Origin of the sequence: Pseudomonas syringae group sp. J254-4 (assembly GCF_032586855.1) — a bacterium.
In the GTDB taxonomy this organism is placed as follows: domain Bacteria; phylum Pseudomonadota; class Gammaproteobacteria; order Pseudomonadales; family Pseudomonadaceae; genus Aquipseudomonas; species Aquipseudomonas amygdali.
In genome coordinates this window covers 118,115-134,461 of record NZ_JAWHOO010000008.1, presented here as the reverse complement: position 1 = coordinate 134,461, position 16,347 = coordinate 118,115, and the positions used below count along the sequence as shown (strand labels likewise).

The following is a 16,347-nucleotide window of genomic DNA, read 5'->3' as shown; positions in this document are numbered from 1 at the left end:
TGACGAATCATCATCACGACGGGCATTTCTGAATGGCGGCACTGATCGAAGATTACGCATTGCTGGGCAACTGTCAGACAGCGGCGCTCGTCGCCCGTGATGGTTCGCTGGACTGGTTGTGTTTCCCACGCTTCGACTCTACGGCCTGTTTCGCCGCTCTATTGGGTAGCGATGAGCATGGCCGCTGGAAGATTGCGCCGACTGCCGAGGTTATCGCTGTCGAGCGCCGTTACCGCGACGGCACTCTGATTCTTGAAACTGTTTTCGAAACCCGTGACGGTCGCGCCATGCTGATCGATTTCATGCCCATGAAGACGACTGGTCATGTGGTGCGTATCGTGGTCGGGCTGTCCGGGCGTGTCGAGTTCGGTGTGGACCTCGCCATTCGCTTCGATTACGGCAGCAGTGTGCCCTGGGTCGAGCGCAAGGACGAACATACGCTGACTGCCGTGGCCGGGCCGGAAATGCTCGTGCTGCGCAGTCCTGTGGCCTTGCACCCGCAGGATCATCACACCGCCAGCCGTTTTCATGTCGGTGAGGGCGAGCGCAAGGTTTTCACGCTCGCTTATCAGGCGTCTTTCGAGCCGTTGGCTGCGCAGATTGATGCCGATCAGGCGCTGGAGGTTACGGCCGCCTATTGGCGGGAGTTTTCTGATCGCTGTCCTGACGTCGGGCCGTGGACGGCTCAGGTAAAGCGCTCGCTGATCACCCTCAAAGCCATGACCTACGCCCCTACCGGTGGCATTGTTGCCGCCGTGACCACTTCATTGCCCGAGCAGTTGGGTGGCGAGCGTAATTGGGACTACCGCTATTGCTGGCTGCGTGATGCCACCATGACCCTTCTGGCGTTCATGAATCTTGGCTATTTCGAGGAGGCGACCGCCTGGCGAGACTGGCTGCTACGCTCGGTTGCCGGCAACCCGGAACAGATACAGATCATGTACGGCGTGGGCGGTGAGCGACGTTTGCAAGAGTACGAACTGCCGTGGCTGAGTGGTTACGAGAACTCGCTGCCGGTGCGGGTCGGCAACGGCGCGGCGACTCAAGTGCAACTGGACGTTTATGGCGAGGTTGCCGATGCCATGATCCAGGCGCTGAGAGGCGGCATGCCGCAGCACCCGCGCAGCGTGGCGATCTCCAAGGTGGTCATGCCCTATCTGGAAAAGATCTGGCACCTGCCGGATGCTGGTATCTGGGAGATTCGTTCCGAACCGCGCCACTTCACCCATTCAAAAGTCATGGCCTGGGTGGCCTTCGACCGAAACGCCACTCAGATCGCCAAGGCTGCCGAAAACGATGAGGATCGTGCGTTGGCGAGTCACTACCGGCGTGTAGCAGACGAGATCCATGCTGATGTCTGTCGCAACGGTTTCGATGCTGATCTTGGCAGTTTCGTGCAGACGTATGGCTCGAAAGAAGTCGACGCCAGTCTGCTGCAAATTGTGTTGACCGGTTTTCTTGCGCCGGAAGATCCTCGTGTCACCGGTACTGTCGCGCAGATCGAGCGCACACTGATGCAGGATGGCCTGTTGCTGCGTTACGACAACGAGCGCAGTGTTGATGGTGTCGCCGGCCGCGAAGGGACGTTTCTGGTGTGTTCGTTCTGGCTGGCTGACGCTTACGTGCTGCTGGGTCGGGCTGATGACGCTGCACGGCTGTTCGAGAGGCTGTGTGATCTGTGCAACGACGTCGGCCTGCTGGCGGAGCAATACGATCCGAAAGATGGCCGCATGCTGGGCAATTTCCCTCAGGCGTTTAGCCACATCGGCATCATCAACACCGCATTGAATCTGCATCGAGCGGTGTGCCCCGCACTGGCTCGCACATCGAGCGAGCTTGAAGGCGCATGATCAGTCGTCGCGGCCAGCCTTGCGAAAGGTCAGGTTGATCCGCTGTTCGCCGAGCAGAGGGTGCTCGGCCTGTTTGACGGGCAGGATGCCGTGGAAGCGCAACCGGTCCTCGCCGCCCCAGACCACTACGTCGCCATGAAACAGTGAGATGCGTTGGGTCTTGTCGCTGCGCAGCATGCCGCCGAACTGGAAGATGGCCGGAATACCCAGCGATACCGATACCACTGGCCAGCGGTGGTCGTGTTCGTTTCTGTCCTGATGCAGAGACATCTTCGCCCCGGGGATGTAACGATTGATCAGGCAGGCGTCAGGCACGAACCCGGCATAACCTGCTGCGAGCGCGGCGTCCTGAGCCAGTTGCATGAAGGCACCCGGCATCGCCGGCCAGGCCTGTCCTGTTTGTGGGTCGGTTGCGGTGTATCGATAACCATGACGGTCGGTTATCCAGCCCAGTTGTCCGCAACTGCTCAGCGCTGCAGACATGCTCAAGCCACTGGGGGTCTGCATGTGTCGGAACGGGGAGAGGCCCAGTGTCGCCTCAAGGGCGGCCAGCAGTTGTGGCATGACCGGCAGCGCATAGCCCCTGAGCAGCCATGACCCAGGCCCGATCAGCTCGGTGCTTGCAGGCTGGGCCGTCTGGTCGGCAAACATATCCAGGTTGGCGGGCGTGTCACCTTTGCGTTGCATGGTCGGGTCGAGCTCCTGCGGGTATCAGAGCGCCTTGCTGACCTTCACGTCTGTGATCTGATCGTCGCTCTGACCGTGCATTTTTTTCAAGGCGGCTTCGGCTTCTTTGGTTGATGCCGATTGCAGTTGGGCGAACTCGAAGCGGCGTTCGCCATTGAGCTTGTAGCTGACAGCAAATTTGGTGGTGCGCGGGGCTGGGTTGTTCACGGTGACTCCTTGCATCATCCCAGGCGTGAGGTCGAGCGCCGGACGATCTTGATCTTGTGAGTGAAAGGCGGTTTGCGGCCTGCATTGGTATCTATCTTGCGGCCTGCGGTATCGATGGTGATGTTCCAGAAACCGGTGCTCGGCGCGGCGATCTTGGCCGGAAACGTGTCAAATGCACCGCCATGATAGGTGTGCCGACCGCCATTTTTGAAGCTGCGAAAATTCGCATCGTTCATCAGACGAATGTTGCAGGTCTGCGAGCACTCGATAACGACCAGGTCGTCCTCGTTGAGATGCTCACGCTGGTGTACGAATTTCATGACGGGCTCCGAATGGGGGTTTTTCTGAAAAATCAAAACGATAGCATGTGATGCCTGCAATTTGACGTCGGTGGACACTAATTTGCCGTGTTTCTCGCAAATATTGCCTCAGTCGGGATTTAATTGCGCGTCAGCTTGTCGTAGGACCTTTATTTGGAGGCTTTGTATGAAACTGGCTGTAGTAGTCCTGGCTCTGGCAATGACTGGCTGTGCCACAGTAAATGACATCGAACATACACCCCCCACCATGAACGTGATGTCGGGCAAGAACCCCAAGGAGTATGCCGATTGCTTCGTTGGCAAGATCGCCAGCAGTCGCAAGCCGCCGCTTATCGAGCCTCGCCATGATGGCTTGCGCGTAATTGTGGCGCAAAAGCTCAGCAAATCGCCTGCGGCCGTCGTCGATGTCGAGAGCCGCTCGGGCGGCAGTACGATCAAGGTCTATGAACGACTCGCCAACGTGCCGATCCGCTTCAGGGATGTTCAAAACGCTGCCGAAGCGTGCATTTCAGGTTGATCGCTCAGGCGGGCTCAGCAGGCCCTGTCCGCTGCGGGCAGGGCGGCAGGCTTGATTACTTGCAGACTACCAGCACGCTACGGCTCTTGTAGTTACCTACGTCCACACCCAGTGTCTTGTCGCTTTCCGCAGGCTGCGGAGTGCCGTCCGTGCCGACAATTTCATAACCTGTGCCCGCGCAGGACGCGTCCGCTTTTTCGTAGCAGCTTGCCCAGGACATCGCCTCGCCGGAGCAGTCGATGCTCAAGCCCTGTTTGCCGTTTTTCAGGTAAGTGTTGGAGGCGGTTGCGCAGCCGGTCAGGCCCAGAGCAACAATAATGGACAGTAGGGAGAGGATTCTGATCATGTTTTTCGCTTCAGGATAAGGTCAGAGAATTGACAAATGCGAACGTTGGACTGGTAACGGGTGCCATCGTTCCGCCATGTTTTTCATCATAAATAGCTCGTCGTTCGCTGGCCACTGTTGCAGTTTTTTTGGAGCAGAGCATAAATGCTTCGGTCGTCGAAAATGCGTGCGCAGCACTGTTGCGGCGGGCTTTGGCGGCGGCTGGAGTGTGGTCCAGTCTGTAATTGGCTGTAGGCAATATCCAGGAAGTGCGGAACTATCTGCCTGAGGATTCCTCTACCATGGCATCAGACGGCCAAAGGCGGGGCATTGTAAGGTGACCGCCTCCTGATTAGACTGCGCCGTTAACACCAACAGCCCTTACCAAGGACTTTTATGATCAAGAAATGCTTGTTCCCAGCAGCCGGTTACGGCACTCGCTTCCTGCCAGCGACCAAGGCCATGCCCAAGGAAATGCTGCCGGTGGTCAACAAGCCACTGATCCAATACGGTGTTGAGGAAGCCCTCGCGGCAGGCCTGACCGAAATTTCCATCGTGACCGGTCGTGGCAAGCGTGCTCTTGAAGATCACTTTGATATCAGCTATGAGCTTGAGCATCAGATCAAGGGTACGGACAAGGAAAAGTACCTGGTTGGTATTCGCAAACTGATCGACGAGTGCAGCTTTTCCTACACTCGCCAGACTGAAATGAAAGGTCTGGGTCATGCCATTCTCAGCGGTCGTCCGCTGATTGGTAATGAGGCTTTTGCCGTGGTTCTGGCTGATGACCTGTGCGTCAACCCTGAGGGTGATGGCGTGCTGGCGCAGATGGTCAAACTGCACAAGCATTATGGCTGCTCGATCATTGCCATTCAGGAAGTCGATCCGCAGGAAACCAACAAGTATGGCGTGATCGCCGGTGAAGAAATCAAGACGGGCCTGTTCCGCGTGACCAACATGGTTGAAAAGCCAAAGCCTGAAGATGCGCCTTCCAACCTGGCGATCATCGGCCGCTACATCCTGACTCCGGACATTTTCGAAAAGATCGAACAGACCGAGCCAGGCAAAGGGGGGGAGATCCAGATCACCGACGCCCTGATGAAGCAGGCTGCAGAAGGCAACGTACTGGCCTACAAGTTCAAGGGTGAGCGTTTTGACTGCGGTGGTGCCGAAGGGTACATCCAGGCCACCAACTTCTGCTTCGAGCATTTCTACAAAACCGGCAAAGCGCATTGATTTTCGATTGATGATGCTCGGGACAAGGCCACCTTCGGGTGGCTTTGTCATTTCTGACTGGCCGCCAAGCGGTTATGCTGTGCTTCTGCCAAGGAGATATCGATGGCCTTTGATTTTGATCTGTTTGTAATTGGCGCCGGTTCCGGTGGCGTCAGGGCGGCACGTTTTGCTGCTGGTTTCGGTGCGAAGGTTGCCGTGGCTGAAAGCCGTTATCTGGGGGGGACCTGCGTCAACGTGGGGTGCGTGCCCAAAAAACTGTTGGTTTACGGAGCGCATTTTTCCGAAGATTTCGATCATGCCAAGGGCTTTGGCTGGTCGCTGGGTGAAGCCGAATTCGATTGGGCAACGCTGATCGCCAACAAGGATCGTGAGATCAATCGCCTCAATGGCATCTATCGCAAGTTGCTTGTCGACAGCGGCGTGACGCTGCTTGAAGGGCACGCAAAATTGACCGGTCCGCAACAGGTCGAAATCAACGGCCAGACCTACAGTGCCGAGCGCATTCTGATTGCCACCGGTGGCTGGCCACAGGTTCCTGACGTACCAGGGCGCGAGCACGCGATCACCTCCAACGAGGCGTTCTACCTCAAAACGTTGCCCAAGCGTGTCGTCGTTGTGGGTGGCGGCTACATCGCGGTGGAGTTCGCCTCGATTTTCAACGGGCTCGGCGCCGACACCACGCTGGTCTACCGTCGCGAGCTGTTTTTGCGTGGCTTTGATGGCGGCGTTCGCACCCATCTTCATGAAGAGCTGCTCAAGCGTCACATGACGATTCGCTTCAATAGCGATATCGAGCGCATCGACAAGCAGGCCGACGGCAGCCTGCTGCTGTCCATGAAAGGCGGCGGCACGCTCGAGACTGATTGTGTGTTCTACGCCACTGGCCGTCGGCCGATGCTCGACAATCTCGGGCTGGACAGTGTTGACGTCAAACTTGATGAGCATGGCTATATCAAGGTTGATGAGCTCTATCAGAGCAGCGAGCCTTCCATCCTGGCTATCGGCGATGTCATCGGTGGTGTGCAGCTGACTCCGGTTGCGCTGGCTGAAGGCATGGCCGTTGCGCGTCGTCTGTTCAAGCCGGAGCAGTATCGCCCGGTAGACTACAATCACATTCCAACCGCAGTTTTCAGCTTGCCGAACATTGGTACAGTCGGGCTGACCGAAGAGGATGCGATCAAGGCAGGTCATGATGTGCAGGTGTTCGAAAGCCGTTTTCGGCCAATGAAGCTGACCCTGACTGACGATCAGGAACGCACCTTGATGAAACTGGTTGTGGATGCGAAAACCGACCGCGTACTGGGCTGCCACATGGTTGGGCCGGATGCAGGCGAAATCGTCCAGAGCCTTGCAATTGCCATCAAGGCTGGCGCGACCAAACAGGTGTTCGATGACACCATCGGCGTGCACCCGACTGCTGCAGAAGAGTTTGTAACCATGCGCATGCCTGCCAAACGCTAACGTCAGGCAGCGCAATACCCGGAGGTCAGGAAGAGCTCCGGGACAAGGCTTGAAAAGGACGGATCCCGACGTGAACAGAGAAAAACCATCGGCCGGAATGCGCCTGCATCTGGCCGGGCAGGATTGTGAAGTCGCGCAGCACATTGATGCATTGCGTGAAAGCGAGCATCAGTTCAGAACCCTGGCTGACAACATGAGTCAGCTGGCCTGGACTGCAAGTCCTCGCGGGCAGGCCCATTGGTATAGCGAGCGCTGGTACGCATACACTGGGACGTCGCTCGAGGCGATGACGGCTCTGGGCTGGCGTTCGGTCCTGCATCCCGAGCATCGCGAGCGTGTGCTGGCGCGTTTGCAGTACTGCTTTTCGACGGGCTCGATCTGGGAAGACACCTTTCCACTGCGCAGCAAGGACGGTGCCTTCAACTGGTTTCTGTCGCGTGCACTGCCCATGCGCGATGCGCAGGGCCACATCACCCACTGGCTGGGCACTCACACCGATATTACGGCTCAGGTCAACGCTGAAGAAGCGCTGCGCGAACTCAATGAAAGTCTCGAGTTACGCGTTGCCGAGCGCACTCGCGAGCTGGCAACTGCCAATGAATTGTTGCAGGCCGAGATCGTCGAGCGAGCAATGGCTGAAGAGGTCTTGCGCCATGCGCAAAAAATGGACGCAATTGGCCAGTTGACGGGCGGCATCGCCCACGACTTCAACAATGTGCTTTCCGGCGTAATGGGTGCTCTGGACATGATCAGGCTTCGTGTGGCGGCAGGCCGGGTGGAGGAAGTTGATCGTTATCTGGACGCTGCGACCAGTTCCGCAAATCGTGCGGCTGCGCTGACCCGGAGGCTGCTGACGTTTGCTCGCCGTCAGTCGCTGAATGTCACGGCAGTGGATATCAATCGCATGGTCCGATCTATGGAAGAGCTGCTGCGAGGTACGGTGGGCGCTCGCGCGCAATTGCACATCGAGCTGGAGGAGGGGTTGAGCAGTGTGTGCACGGACGAGCATCAGCTGGAAAATGCCTGGTTGAACCTGGTGATCAACGCGCGTGACGCTGTTGCGGTCGGAGGGGCGCTCCGGGTGCGCAGCCAGCGGTTAACACTTGCCGCTCAGAAAGACGGGCTGGCACCTGGTGATTATGTGCGGCTCAGCGTAGAAGATAATGGCTGTGGAATGGCTCAAGACGTCATCGACCGGGCGTTCGACCCGTTTTTCACCACCAAGCCCGTAGGGCAGGGAACGGGGCTGGGTTTGTCCATGGTCTACGGTTTCATCAAGCAGGCGGGCGGGCATGTGCAGATAAAAAGCCAGGAAGGTCAGGGCACTCAGGTTCACCTGCTCTTGTCTTGCGCAGTAATGGCTGCCTGAGCGTTGCTTCTCATGCCTTGCCTTTTGGCTTTTTTCCAGTGGTCGTGGGTTTGTCGGGCTGGCTGAGGCCGTTCTGCAGGTTTTCCAGTGCTGCTTCCTTCTTGGTCAGCAGCAGTTCCAGCATCCGGTTCTGCTGCCGTAGCTCTGTCATGGTCTGTTGAAGCGTGGTGCTTTCCTCCATCAGGCTGCGTAACCGTTCTTCCAGCAGCGCGCATTGAGTGCGGGCGTGATGCTGTTGTTCTGCCAGAGCGGCAGCCTGGGTAGTGGCCTGGTTCAGCAGGTCTTTTCGTTCGTGCAGTTCACGCAGGGTGCTGCGGTTCTCGGCCAGTAATCTCTCGTTGTCACGATTCAGCTGTGTGATGTCTTCCTGGCGCATGGCGATGCTTTGCTGCGCCTGTCGAAGTTCCATTTGCAGTTGCTGAACCTGACCTTCGTGGCGTTGCTGTTCCTGCTCGCGCTGCTCTCTGATCGAGTTGCGATAGTGTTCCAGCGCTTCACGGGCGTGCTGATGTTTTTCTTCAAGCGAGTGGATCTGGCCGTCCTTGTCGTGCAGGCGCGACTCCAGGTCCTGGTTGGCCTGAAGCAGTCTGGCGTGCTCGGTCTGTTCGGTTTGCAGGGCATTTTGCGTGCGAAGCAGGGCGGCAGCCTGCTGTTCCAGAGCCTCGTGACGTTGCTGCGCATGTTCCTGCAGTTCGCTGATCTGTTGCTGAGCCGTCGCCAATTGTTGCTGCAGGGTGGCGCGATCGGCCTGATACGTGTTGCAGGCCTGATCAATGCGTTCCTGAGCCTGCTCCTGAAGACGCTGGGCAAGATGAGCTACCAGGCTGCTCAATTCCTCATTGATGTCCGGCGCAGGCGCATGCGTGGCATCGAGTTCCTTGAGATACCGGTGAATCGTGGTTTTCGAGCCGGTATTACCCATTTCGATACGTACAGCATCAATACTGGGGTTTTCGCCTCTGGACAGCAGGGAAGCCCTTGCCTTCTGCACCAACGCCTTGTTTACGCCGCCCCGAGCCATGTATTCCCCTACGATTTCGTACTGTGGTATGTACCCTGTAATTACATACTATATCATTCGAAATTATTTGCCATTTTTTGAATTAATTAACCCGTGATATTGGCGTATTATCCCGTGTCAGGCGTTGTCAGTTCATTTTCGGCGCTTTCTCCGGTACACCGTGCAGGCTTGAACCATGAATGACGTTGATCGCTATATCGATGCCGCAACCCGTGACAACACGCGCCGCAGTTATCGGGCGGCCATCGAGCATTTCGAAGTGACGTGGGGCGGGTTTCTGCCGGCGACCAGCGAAAGCGTGGCGCGTTACTTGGCCAGCCATGCCGGAAAGTTATCGGTCAACACCTTGAAACTACGCCTGTCAGCGCTGGCGCAATGGCATGTCAGTCAGGGGTTTGCGGATCCCACCAAGGCGCCCATGGTGCGTAAGGTCATCAAGGGCATTCGTGCATTGCATCCGGCACAAGAGAAGCAGGCCGAGCCTTTGCAGTTGCAGGACCTGGAGAAAGTCATCGCCTGGCTGGAGAGCGAGATACGTGATGCAGAGGCGCAACACGATCAGCCGCGCCTATTGCGTTGTCGTCGGGATTCGGCGCTGATTCTGCTGGGGTTCTGGCGCGGCTTTCGCAGCGACGAGCTGTGTCGCCTGCAAGTGCAGGACGTCAAGGCCATCGCCCACTCGGGCATCAGCCTTTATCTGCCGCGCAGCAAGGGTGATCGCGATAACCTGGGCAGAACGTATCAGACCCCCGCCTTGCAGCGGCTGTGCCCGGTGCAGGCTTATATAGAGTGGATCAATTGCGCTGCGCTGGTGCGCGGTCCGGTGTTTCGGGCGGTGGATCGATGGGGTAATCTTGGCGAGGAGGGGCTGCACGCCAACAGCGTTATCCCGTTGCTGCGTCAGGCTCTCCAGCATGCAGGCATTGCCGCCGAGCACTACACCAGTCACTCGCTACGCCGCGGCTTCGCCAGTTGGGCGCACAGCAATGGCTGGGACCTCAAGTCACTGATGTCTTATGTAGGCTGGAGGGACATCAAGTCGGCGATGCGCTACATTGACGCCGCGCCGTTCCCGGGCAACCTGGAGACAGGGAACGGGTCGAAGGTTTCTTCTATCGATAAGCTGCCTTCATAGTGAAAAGCAATCAGTGACATCAGGTTTGCCAATGAGCGATTGTCACTGATCATGCGTAAGCTCCACTCCATCGAATTAACAACCCATCCAACCCATCAGGAGATATACCGATGCCTATCATCAACAGCCAAGTAAAACCGTTCAAGGCTACCGCGTTCAAGAACGGCGCTTTCGTTGACGTTTCGGACGCCGACTTCAAAGGCAAGTGGTCTGTCGTATTCTTCTACCCGGCCGACTTCACCTTCGTTTGCCCGACCGAGCTGGAAGACCTGGCTGACAACTACGAAGAGTTCAAGAAGCTGGGCGTCGAGATCTACAGCGTTTCGACCGACACCCACTTCGCCCACGCTGCATGGCACAACACTTCGCCTGCAATCGGCAAGATCCAGTACACCATGATCGGTGACCCGACTCTGACTATCTCGCGCAACTTCGACGTGCTGATCGAAGAAGCCGGTCTGGCAGATCGCGGTACGTTCGTGATCAACCCTGAAGGTCAGATCAAAATCGTCGAGCTGAACGACGGCGGTGTTGGCCGTGACGCTTCCGAGCTGCTGCGCAAGATCAAGGCTGCTCAGTACGTTGCCGCTCACCCGGGCGAAGTCTGCCCAGCCAAGTGGAAAGAAGGCGAAGCTACTCTGGCTCCGTCCCTGGACCTGGTTGGCAAGATCTGAGTCGCATGAATCGGCTGGGGGCGTTGAGCTCTTGAGCAAGTAAACCGCATCGCCCCAAAAAACGCCCGGGCGGTAATCGCCTGGGCGTTGTTATTTCTACCCTTTGTAAACAGGAAGCCGCCACATGTTGGACGCCAATCTTAAAGCCCAGTTGAAATCCTATCTGGAGCGGGTTACTCGCCCCATCGAGATCGTCGCGTCCCTTGATGACGGCGCGAAGTCTCAGGAAATGCTCGCACTGCTCAATGATGTGATCAGTGTCTCCAAGGACGTCACCCTGAATGACAGCGGCACCGACGCGCGTACTCCGTCGTTCTCGCTGAGCAGCCCTGGCCACGATATCAGCCTGCGTTTTGCCGGTATCCCCATGGGCCACGAATTCACCTCGCTGGTCCTGGCGCTGCTGCAAGTTGGCGGCTACCCACCCAAGGTCAGTGCGGAAACCATCGAACAGGTTCGCGCTCTTCAAGGCGAATTCCATTTCGAAACCTATTTCTCGCAGTCCTGCCAGAACTGCCCGGACGTCGTCCAGGCATTGAACCTGATGGCAGTATTGAACCCTGGCATCAAGCACGTCGCTATCGACGGTGCACTGTTCCAGGACGAAGTCACCGATCGCAAGATCATGTCGGTGCCCAGCATCTATCTGAATGGCGAGCTTTTCGGTCAGGGCCGCATGGGCCTGGAAGAAATTCTGGCCAAGATCGACACCGGTGCCGGTGCGCGTCAGGCGGAAAAACTCAACGCCAAACAGGCTTTTGATGTACTGGTAGTGGGCGGCGGTCCTGCTGGTTCGGCTGCTGCGGTTTACGCAGCCCGCAAAGGCATTCGTACCGGTGTTGCAGCCGAGCGTTTCGGCGGTCAGGTGCTCGACACCATGGCCATCGAGAACTTTATTTCGGTACAGCACACCGAAGGCCCGAAGCTGGCCGTTGCGCTCGAAGAACACGTCAAGCAGTACGAAGTCGACATCATGAACCTGCAACGCGCCGACAAGCTGATTCCAGGCGCGGCCGGTGAGCTGCACGAAGTTAAATTCGCCAGCGGTGCCAGCCTCAAGGCCAAGACCGTCATTCTTGCCACCGGTGCACGCTGGAGGGAGATGAATGTACCGGGTGAGCAGCAATACCGTAACAAGGGCGTGGCTTATTGCCCGCACTGCGACGGTCCGTTGTTCAAGGGCAAGCGCGTTGCCGTGATTGGTGGCGGTAACTCGGGTGTCGAGGCGGCAATCGATCTGGCGGGTATCGTGTCACACGTGACGCTGCTGGAATTCGATGTGCAACTGCGTGCCGACGCCGTCTTGCAGCGCAAACTGCACAGCCTGCCGAACGTTACCGTGATCACCAGTGCGCAAACCACTGAAGTGACAGGTGATGAGCAGAAGGTCAACGGCCTGCGCTACAAGAACCGCACCACAGGCGAAGAGATCAACGTACCGCTCGAAGGTATCTTCGTGCAGATTGGCCTGCTGCCCAACAGTGAATGGCTCAAAGGTGCCATCGAGTTGTCGCCGCGCGGCGAGATCGTGGTCGATCCTCGCGGTGAAACCTCGGTGCCAGGCATCTTCGCTGCCGGTGACGTGACGGTTGCACCGTACAAACAGATCATCATCGCCCTGGGCGAGGGTGCCAAAGCCTCCCTGAGTGCCTTTGACCACCTGATCCGTACTTCCGCCCCGGCCTGATCGGAGAGCGGTAAACGAAAAGCCCCGTGAGCGATCACGGGGCTTTTTGCTTTCTACGCGGATCGCTCCTTGCCGAAGCGATCACCGGCAGTCTCAGAGCGGCGTTGGCTGGATGATCTCTACCCAGTAGCCGTCCGGGTCCTTGATAAAGGCCAGGCTGTTCATGCGGCCATCGGACAAGCGCTTCTGAAAGTCGACGCCCAGGCTTTCAAAACGCTCGCAGGCGACTTTCACATCCGGGACCGACACGCAGATATGGCCAAAGCCGCGCGGGTCGCTGTTACCGTTATGGTAAGACGCTGTGGCATCGCTTTCAGTACCGTGGTTATGGGTCAGCTCCAGAATGCCGGGGATCGATTTCATCCACTCGTTGCGGGCTTTGTCGTCTTCCGGAATCTGCGCCTTGTCCACCAGCGCGAGGAAGTAGAGGCTGAATTCGGCTTCCGGGAAGTCACGCTTTTCAACCAGGCTGAAGCCGAGCACGCGGGTGTAGAAATCCAGCGATTTGGTGATGTCCTTGACGCGCAGCATGGTGTGGTTGAACACAAACTGCCGGGTAGCCGCTTCAGGGGCGGCGGTAACGCCCGGTAGTGTGTTGAGTTCGTGCAAGCTCATCAATGTGTCTCCAACAGAATGTACAAATAATGCCAAATGATACGGGGCAGGGCGGGCAGTGCCAAACCCTCGCTCGGATAACGTCGCTTCGGTCTTGCTCGATGCCGGCAACAGGCTCAGAATTTCCGGCCACCTGTTCTGGCGACCTGACCATGATCCTTTCGCAATACCGATGCTCCTTGCCAGGCCTGTGCCTGCTCCTGCTGCTGGGCGCCGCACAGACTCATGCCGCCGACGCAATGATCATCTGGCCCGCAGGCTGGGAGGTAGAGTCGCTGCCGACCGAGTCGGGCAAGCCCGTGCAACCGTCCGTGCAAGTCAGACAGCGCGCGGTGAAAAACGATCAAAGTGGAAACCCGCTGATGGTCATGGAGCTGACCCAGACACGCCTGACGCCCGGGCATGAGGTCAATGTCCAGGGCGTACTGCTGGAGATGCGCAAGTCGGTTCAGGTCAATTTTGCCCGCAGCGGCCTGCAGAGCGTCTGCACGCATGTGCGTGAGAGCCGGCTCAGCGTCGTGCCGGCACTGGAAACCACCTGCACCATCACCCAGAACGGCGTGCATGTGTTGACCCAGACGCTGGTAGCGGCTGCCAGTAAAGAAATGGCCTGGTCGTTGTCCTACGCGGGATCAGCAGATGGATACACGGCCAACAAGGACGAGGCGTTGCGTATCCGCGAGAGCCTGCGACTGGACGATGCGCAGTGATACCTGCTTTTTCACAGGCAAAAAGAAGCCCGCCGAGGCGGGCATGGGGCGCTATTCCTTTAGCGGTCTTCATCATCCGAGAATCCATGTGAAAAAAGTGTGAAGCTGCGCGGTGTCGGTCATCCGCCGATTTTCGATGCGGCGAAGCACGCAGTAACAAATTGTCTTATCGCTCATTACACCGAATAAACCGAATAATTACTCTACACATTTCAGCAAGTGTTCAGGTTTGTAACTGCGTGCTGAATCGAATAATCGATGAGTTTTTATTGGCGTCATTATTTCAACGGTATTAATGCCTGACGCGCTGGAAGTACATGTACCGAGCAGTTCACTTAATCATGTGTATGAATGTCATGGGCGGGCAGGCAGTCAACTGTGTATGGGCGTTTGATCAGGCAGATGCAGTGTGCAGGTGCTCAGTTGACGTACGGGTAGATAAAAAAAGCCCCGCAAGTGCAGGGCTTCAATGGACAAAGTTTCAATCAGGCGCGAAGCCACGAATCAACAGTGTCTACACCGTACTGCTCTTTCCACGCCTTGAGACCGCGGTGGTTACCACCCTTGGTTTCAATCAGCTCGCCGGTATGCGGGTTCTGGTAAACCTTGACCACGCGTGCACGACGGCGCTTTGGCCCGGCGGGTGCGACCAGCGACGTAGCGCTTGAAGGATCAAGGATTGCGATGATGTCACGCAGGCTTTTGCCGTAGGTGCCCATCAGGTCCTGGAGCTTTTGCTCGAACTCGATTTCCTTCTTCAACCCGGCGTCATTCTTCAAGGATTCCAGCTGTGCCAGCTGTTCTTGAAGGGCTTTCTCTGCTGCTCGAAACTCGGCAAGTCTGGACAAGTAATACACTCCAACAATGTAATGGCTGTTGTCAGCCCTATAAAGCGATGAGACAAAACTGATTGACCGATTCGCTCACTCGATGCTGCCCTGTACCTGCGGTTTCTATGCTGAAACATGGCCTTTGCGGCTTGTCATTGCGCAGACAGAGGATAGTTATAACTCAGTAGCCCGCAAATGATGCACCTTTTTTTTCAGTTAGAAAATAGCCTTTTTCAAATTCGTTAAATAGTCGTGGTGGAGAATGTTGGATATAGGCAATGAAGCCTGCGTTATCAGGCGAGCTGTTGTGTAAGTTATTTCCGACATTAGTCGCTGATGGAAAACGTGCCATGCGACACGGGACGGCTTAAAAGGAGAAACATCTGACAGACATGGGGGCTGGCAGATGCGGAAAGAGCAGAAATGTCTGAAGGCAGCGGATGAAAGGGCGTGTAGCCGCATCAAAGATGGCCCTTGGCCTGCCTTTTTTTGCCTTTCTGACCCTACAGTCCCTGTTGCAGCACCGGGTCGTCGGGGTTCTGCTGCTCGAGCTCCGCCAGCAGAATCTGCACGTTTTGCAACTGACCGTTTTCTTTCCAGTATTGAATCAGCAGCACTCTGGCCTTGCGGTTCGCAGGCTGGCTCTGAACAATCTGCGTCAACTGCCTCTGCGCCGCCTCAAGCTCGTGCAACGAATGCAGGGCAACCGCCAGGTCATAGCGATAGTCGGTGTTATCGGGTGCCAGCTCTGTAGCCTTCGCCAGGCTGAGCACGGCAAATTCTGCCTGCCCGTGGTTAAGCAGCCACATGCCCAGTGCGTGCTGGAGCATGGACGAACCGGGGTTATGTTCCAGCAACTGGGCGAAAAGGCTGCGTGCCTGCTCAGCCTGGCCCTTGCGGTCCAGCAGCTCAATGTGCGCCAGCGCCGCTTCGATATTGCCCGGGTCCAGGGCTGTGGCCCTCTGCAGCGCGGCGACTGCCGGCTCCAGGTCGCCGGTCTGCAGGTACAGTCTGGCCAGTTGCAACTGGTTTTGTGCGCTTTGCGGCTGGCTCTTCAGCGACTCCTGAAACGCCTCGGCACTTTGCTGCAGCACGGCAAAGTACAGCCCCAGTTCATCTGGTGACAGGCCGAGCAGGGCACTGGTGGCGCGGAATCTGACGGATTGTTCGTCGTCGTCCAGCAATGGGCCCAGCAGCAGGCTGCGCTGGCTGTTGGAGACCAGTCTGACGCTGACATCGATAGCCGCTTCGCGCACCTGTGCGGATCGGTCACCCAGCGCGGCATCGAGCAATTTGAGGGCCTGAGGGCTGGGGTAGTCGCTCAATTCGGCGAGCAGGTTGATGCGCTGCTCGTCAGACAGGTCGGTTCGTGCCAGTTGTTGGTACAGCACGCGTGCAGCGCCGGGCTTGCCGTCGTGCGCCTGTTCCAGTGCCTGAGCGTAGGTGTGGCTCAACCTGGCGGGAACGGTCTGAACGGGCAGGCGCCACCACCAGAAGGCCAGTGATAGCGCCAGCATCGCCGCAGCCGCTGCGCCGATCAGCCAGCGATGTCGAGTAGTGGGTTGAGGCGATAACCCCTTGGTAGAAAGTCTGGGCATATCGATTTCCAATGCTTGACGGGTTGCAGCTTCGGGGAGTGGGTGGCAGCTGTCAAACGGCAATCATGATGCCGTCGGCTTACGGACAAAAAAAGCCCCGCGTCC

The 16,347-nt window shown here is 57.4% G+C and carries 17 protein-coding genes; 9 read left to right on the top strand and 8 right to left on the bottom strand.

The features are described 5' to 3' along the window. Window positions 1-32: 32 nt before the first annotated feature. A complete protein-coding gene (locus RYB09_RS12435) occupies window positions 33-1,850 on the top strand; it encodes a glycoside hydrolase family 15 protein (RefSeq protein ID WP_058408146.1) in 1,818 nt (605 codons plus the stop codon). On the opposite strand, the gene alkB is transcribed toward RYB09_RS12435, so the two are convergent. From alkB to RYB09_RS12420, 3 genes are read right to left on the bottom strand one after another with little or no spacing between them, the layout of a single operon-like run. Further along, window positions 1,851-2,537, bottom strand: coding sequence for a DNA oxidative demethylase AlkB (alkB, locus tag RYB09_RS12430; protein WP_316888671.1), 687 nt, complete (start codon window positions 2,535-2,537; stop codon window positions 1,851-1,853). 24 nt (window positions 2,538-2,561) lie between these two features. Then, window positions 2,562-2,744 (bottom strand): hypothetical protein, encoded by a 183-nt coding sequence (locus tag RYB09_RS12425; protein ID WP_080394922.1) that lies wholly within the window; start codon window positions 2,742-2,744, stop codon window positions 2,562-2,564. Between the two features lie 14 nt (window positions 2,745-2,758). After that, window positions 2,759-3,064: a DUF1883 domain-containing protein gene (locus tag RYB09_RS12420; RefSeq protein ID WP_002553290.1), complete on the bottom strand. Its 306-nt coding sequence runs from the start codon at window positions 3,062-3,064 to the stop codon at window positions 2,759-2,761. Between the two features lie 166 nt (window positions 3,065-3,230). Between RYB09_RS12420 and RYB09_RS12415 the strand changes: the two genes are divergently transcribed. Then, window positions 3,231-3,581: a hypothetical protein gene (locus RYB09_RS12415; protein WP_058402283.1), complete on the top strand. Its 351-nt coding sequence runs from the start codon at window positions 3,231-3,233 to the stop codon at window positions 3,579-3,581. A 55-nt stretch (window positions 3,582-3,636) separates the two neighbouring features. Here the strand turns inward: RYB09_RS12415 and RYB09_RS12410 are convergent, their stop codons facing one another. Further along, the gene (locus RYB09_RS12410; protein WP_177342364.1) at window positions 3,637-3,918 is read right to left on the bottom strand and encodes a hypothetical protein; all 282 of its coding nucleotides are present in this window, start codon (window positions 3,916-3,918) and stop codon (window positions 3,637-3,639) included. A gap of 384 nt (window positions 3,919-4,302) precedes the next feature. On the opposite strand from RYB09_RS12410, the gene galU reads away from it, so the two are divergent. From galU to RYB09_RS12395, 3 genes are all read left to right on the top strand, one after another. Continuing rightward, window positions 4,303-5,142 carry a UTP--glucose-1-phosphate uridylyltransferase GalU gene (gene galU / locus RYB09_RS12405; protein ID WP_057401823.1) on the top strand — a complete coding sequence of 280 codons (840 nt, stop codon included), beginning with the start codon at window positions 4,303-4,305 and terminating at the stop codon, window positions 5,140-5,142. 102 nt (window positions 5,143-5,244) lie between these two features. Then, a complete protein-coding gene (gene gorA, locus RYB09_RS12400; protein WP_316888668.1) occupies window positions 5,245-6,603 on the top strand; it encodes a glutathione-disulfide reductase in 1,359 nt (452 codons plus the stop codon). Between the two features lie 97 nt (window positions 6,604-6,700). After that, window positions 6,701-7,972 (top strand): ATP-binding protein, encoded by a 1,272-nt coding sequence (locus RYB09_RS12395; RefSeq protein WP_316888760.1) that lies wholly within the window; start codon window positions 6,701-6,703, stop codon window positions 7,970-7,972. Between the two features lie 10 nt (window positions 7,973-7,982). Here the strand turns inward: RYB09_RS12395 and RYB09_RS12390 are convergent, their stop codons facing one another. Beyond that, entirely contained in the window at window positions 7,983-8,993 is a 1,011-nt protein-coding gene (locus tag RYB09_RS12390; RefSeq protein ID WP_316888666.1) for a DNA-binding protein, read from the bottom strand. A 175-nt stretch (window positions 8,994-9,168) separates the two neighbouring features. Here RYB09_RS12390 and RYB09_RS12385 point away from each other — a divergent pair, with 175 nt between their 5' ends. The 3 genes from RYB09_RS12385 to ahpF all read left to right on the top strand — a co-directional run bounded on the left by RYB09_RS12385 (window position 9,169) and on the right by ahpF (window position 12,489). Beyond that, window positions 9,169-10,128: a site-specific integrase gene (locus RYB09_RS12385; protein WP_316888665.1), complete on the top strand. Its 960-nt coding sequence runs from the start codon at window positions 9,169-9,171 to the stop codon at window positions 10,126-10,128. A gap of 110 nt (window positions 10,129-10,238) precedes the next feature. Continuing rightward, a complete protein-coding gene (gene ahpC / locus RYB09_RS12380; protein ID WP_002553298.1) occupies window positions 10,239-10,802 on the top strand; it encodes an alkyl hydroperoxide reductase subunit C in 564 nt (187 codons plus the stop codon). Window positions 10,803-10,926: 124 nt separating this feature from the next. After that, on the top strand, window positions 10,927-12,489 hold the full coding sequence (gene ahpF / locus RYB09_RS12375) for an alkyl hydroperoxide reductase subunit F (RefSeq protein WP_058408145.1): 1,563 nt from the start codon (window positions 10,927-10,929) through the stop codon (window positions 12,487-12,489). Window positions 12,490-12,582: 93 nt separating this feature from the next. Here ahpF and gloA read toward each other — a convergent pair whose 3' ends face one another. Next, window positions 12,583-13,104, bottom strand: a complete 522-nt coding sequence (gene gloA, locus RYB09_RS12370; protein WP_058402289.1) for a lactoylglutathione lyase — start codon at window positions 13,102-13,104, stop codon at window positions 12,583-12,585. A gap of 101 nt (window positions 13,105-13,205) precedes the next feature. Here gloA and RYB09_RS12365 point away from each other — a divergent pair, with 101 nt between their 5' ends. Continuing rightward, a complete protein-coding gene (locus tag RYB09_RS12365) occupies window positions 13,206-13,814 on the top strand; it encodes a DUF4946 domain-containing protein (RefSeq protein WP_316888662.1) in 609 nt (202 codons plus the stop codon). Window positions 13,815-14,299: 485 nt separating this feature from the next. Here RYB09_RS12365 and RYB09_RS12360 read toward each other — a convergent pair whose 3' ends face one another. Next, the gene (locus tag RYB09_RS12360) at window positions 14,300-14,662 is read right to left on the bottom strand and encodes a histone-like nucleoid-structuring protein, MvaT/MvaU family (protein ID WP_002553302.1); all 363 of its coding nucleotides are present in this window, start codon (window positions 14,660-14,662) and stop codon (window positions 14,300-14,302) included. A gap of 485 nt (window positions 14,663-15,147) precedes the next feature. Continuing rightward, a complete protein-coding gene (locus tag RYB09_RS12355) occupies window positions 15,148-16,242 on the bottom strand; it encodes a tetratricopeptide repeat protein (RefSeq protein ID WP_058402291.1) in 1,095 nt (364 codons plus the stop codon). Window positions 16,243-16,347 lie beyond the last annotated feature (105 nt).